We start from the raw sequence: 3493 nt of genomic DNA, 5'->3' as shown, positions 1-3493 counted from the left end.
TACTAACTACAAAGGTAAAACCTATAAGCCATTTCTTCACCATATTAGTAAATCAGATTCAACAGTCCGTAATATTCTTAAACTCAAAGAACCTAAAAAACGACCTGACACATTAACCGCTGACCAAGTAAAGCAATTAATCTCAGCAGCTAAATCACTGAGAGATAAGTTTCTTCTTATGATGCTTTATGAAACTGGTATGCGTATAGGGGAGTGTCTTGGGCTAAGGCATGAAGATATAAAAAGTTGGGACAAGACCATCGTTGTTAAGCCTCGTTCAGATAACACTAATGGCGCAAGAGCCAAGAGTTACGAATCAAGAACGATTGACGTTAGTTCTGACTTAATGGGGCTATATACTGATTATGTAGTTAATGAATTTGGAGATATTGATTCGGATTATGTCTTTATAAACATTTGGGGCAAAGATATTGGTAAACCTCTTGCCTATTCAACCGTTTATACAAAATTTAGAAGATTATCCGAGAAACATGAGATACCGTTCAGCCCCCACATATTTAGACATACCCATGCAACAGAGTTGTTAAGAAGCGGATGGGATGCTTCGTATGTTCAAAAGCGCCTTGGTCACAAAGACGTACAAACAACTATTAATACATACGCCCACTTGACCGATGCGGATCTGAAACATGCATTTAATACATTTAATAAAGGGGATTCCTTATGATAGCTAATCCAAAACTTGAACCCCAACAGGATCTATCTACTGAGGACTCATCTAGTGTTAGAGTTAAGGCGATCAAGGCTGTCCATCGAATCATAAATGGCACTCAGGAGCGTGTAGGGAAAAAAGTTAAGCTTACATTCAAAAGTATCGCTAAAGAGGCTCAGATTAGCCCTACAGAGCTTTTGGAGGGGTTTAGTGATGTTATGGATTATGTACAAAGCCTGAAGCACCAACCTGAATCCAGAGTTACTCCACACGCTGTAAATGCGAGAAATCGTTGTAATGATGCAATTGATAGGATTCTTGAGGGTAATCCACTAACAATATCCAAAAGTGCAAATCTAAATGTCGCTAATGTCGCTAAAGAAGCCGATATTGATGATTCGTATATTTATCAGGCATTACCAGACATACTAAATAGAGTTCATGAGCTTAAGAAAGGTCAAGTATTTGGCAATAAAGAGACAAATGCACTGCTAGTAAAAACGCTTGACCAAATGATACAAGATGGCAGAGAAATTACGGTCAAGAACGTTTGTCGTGCCGCTGGACTAAATAAATCATTCGATAACGCCATTCGCAAAACTTACCCCGATGTCCACAAAAAAATTCGAGAAGCCATACATAAACAAAGCGTTGAAAAGCGCGCTCTAGAGCGTACCGAGCTGTTGGCAGCGATAGAAAGGCTAAAAACAGGAAAACCAGTTAACGTTGATCCTCTACCCAAAGGCTTCTTACTTAGTATTAAGAAGTTAATGCAAGAGTCAGGTATTCATGAGTCTACAATTGCTAGGTATCACAAAGATATTGCAGATATATGTCTTAACACAAGAATTGAGAGCAATGAATATTCATGGGTAATCTCAGATGAAGAACGTGAAAAATTAGGTGGCGCACCAAATGTAAGATTGAATTTTGGGTCAATTGAACAATGTTGGATGCGTGATGCTGCAAAAGAGTTCATTACCAGTTGCATGATGTCGAGAAGTAGCTCGACACTTCAATCTAACTTACAAGCTTTACGAATGTTTAGTGAAGCACTTAATGAGATTCATCCAAACATTGAACCTAACAAAATTGACAGAAAAATTATTACTGATGTTTTATTTTTGTGGCGAAAGAGGGATGTAACAACATCGACCATCAAAAGAAGAATGTCGGCATTACGCCAGTTTTTTGAGTGGTGCATTGAAACTGGAGCAGTTAAGTTTCAAAGCGTTGTGCTAATGAAAGATACTGATTACCCCAAAATAGAGAAAAATCTACCACGATTTATTCCTGAAAAAGTAATGGCTCAACTAAATGCCAACATTGATGGCTTATCACCTCCTGTAATGAGATTATTCCTAGTATTACAAGAGGTTGGAATGAGAATTAGTGAGTGCATAGGCTTAAAGTACGACTGTATTTACCCTGACAAAGATGGTGATTACTTCATAAAATATTACCAATTTAAAATGAAAAAAGAGCATGTTGTTCCGATAAGTAAAGAGTTGGTATCGGTAATAAAAGAGCAGCAAGCTAGTGTAATTGAGGATTTCAACAAGAAGTTAGCGATTCTATTCCCAACACCACCATTACAAAATTGCAAAAAAAGGCGATATGTTCGAGCTGGAAAAACATGGTCACAGGGTACATTAATCAAGCATTTGAATGTTCTTGCAAAAGAAAGAAGTATCACAGGTGAAGATGGCGAAATATACCATTTTTCATTCCACCCATTTCGCCATACAGTTGCTACAAGAATGATCAATAATGGCGTTCCCCAGCATATTGTTCAACGTTATTTGGGTCACGAAACACCAACTATGACAAGTGTTTATGCACACATTATGGATCAAACGCTGAAAAAGGAGTTTGCAAGCTTTCAAGGTAAAATGGTTGATAATAATGGCAAGGTTTATGAGGCCGAAGAAGTTGTTACATCACTTGCGGAAGGTTTGGACGCTAACGAACTTGATAATCAATGGCTAAAGAAAAATATAGCCGTTCAGAGTTTACCTAACGGGTTGTGCTCTTTGCCAATTGTTCAAGGTGGCTGCCCTCACGCAAACGCATGTCTAACATGCCCAAATTTCAGGACAGATCATAGATATTTGCCACAGCATAAAGCTCAACTTAACAAGACAGAAAAGATTATTGCCACATGCAAAGCTAATGGTTGGCAAAGACAGTTGGAAATGAATGAAACATTGAAACAGTCACTTGTAAATATTATCGAACCATTAGAGGCAGTTAATAATGACTCATAAACGTAATACAAGCGGTTTAGCTTCAACTGCATCTAAGAAAAAGCAAGAAGCAATCGCTAAAACAGAAATTGCAATAAAGGCACTTATTAAAGATAACGCTCTAATTAATTTTAATACTGTTGCGGAAAAGGCAGGAGTATCAAAGGCATGGCTTTATAAAGAAGAAGCTGTCGCAAGCAGAATTAGGCGCATTCGAGATCAACAAAAAGGTGATGCACCAAAAGTTCACAAGCAGTCTGAAAGAGCGTCAGACGCATCAAAATCAGCTTTAATAACAACTTTAAAGGCTAAAGTGCGAGAGCTTGAAACAGAGAAAGCGGAATTGAAAAAACAATTGGAGATTGTCTATGGAAAGCTGCATGACTCTACTATGTAGACATGTATTTATAGTACAATCCCACTGTTTATAATGGTTTACAGCTTTAGAATTTAAAATAGTTTAGATAAAGATAGGGATTTAAATGCCGCACTCAATATCCGTGATAAAGGTGCTCTGGAATTAAAGGCGGCTGGACAGTCGTTTCTGCTTATGGAAGCTGCGTAAGTCTCGATA

General features: G+C 37.9%; 3 protein-coding genes. All 3 read left to right on the top strand.

The window, feature by feature from the left end:
* Positions 1 to 688: tyrosine-type recombinase/integrase (locus DEU29_RS13805; protein ID WP_166635929.1), on the top strand; the 688-nt coding region annotated here is incomplete at its 5' end.
* Positions 685 to 2940, top strand: a complete 2256-nt coding sequence (locus DEU29_RS13800; RefSeq protein ID WP_133540973.1) for a tyrosine-type recombinase/integrase — start codon at positions 685 to 687, stop codon at positions 2938 to 2940. The genes DEU29_RS13805 and DEU29_RS13800, both read left to right, overlap by 4 nt.
* Entirely contained in the window at positions 2930 to 3316 is a 387-nt protein-coding gene (locus DEU29_RS13795) for a DUF6262 family protein (RefSeq protein WP_133540971.1), read from the top strand. Before DEU29_RS13800 ends, DEU29_RS13795 begins: the two co-directional genes overlap by 11 nt.
* Positions 3317 to 3493 lie beyond the last annotated feature (177 nt).

This window comes from Idiomarina aquatica (genome assembly GCF_004362895.1).
Classification (GTDB): Bacteria; Pseudomonadota; Gammaproteobacteria; order Enterobacterales; family Alteromonadaceae; genus Idiomarina.
Note: the sequence above shows the minus strand (reverse complement) of the source record. Positions and strands in the feature narration are given on the sequence as shown.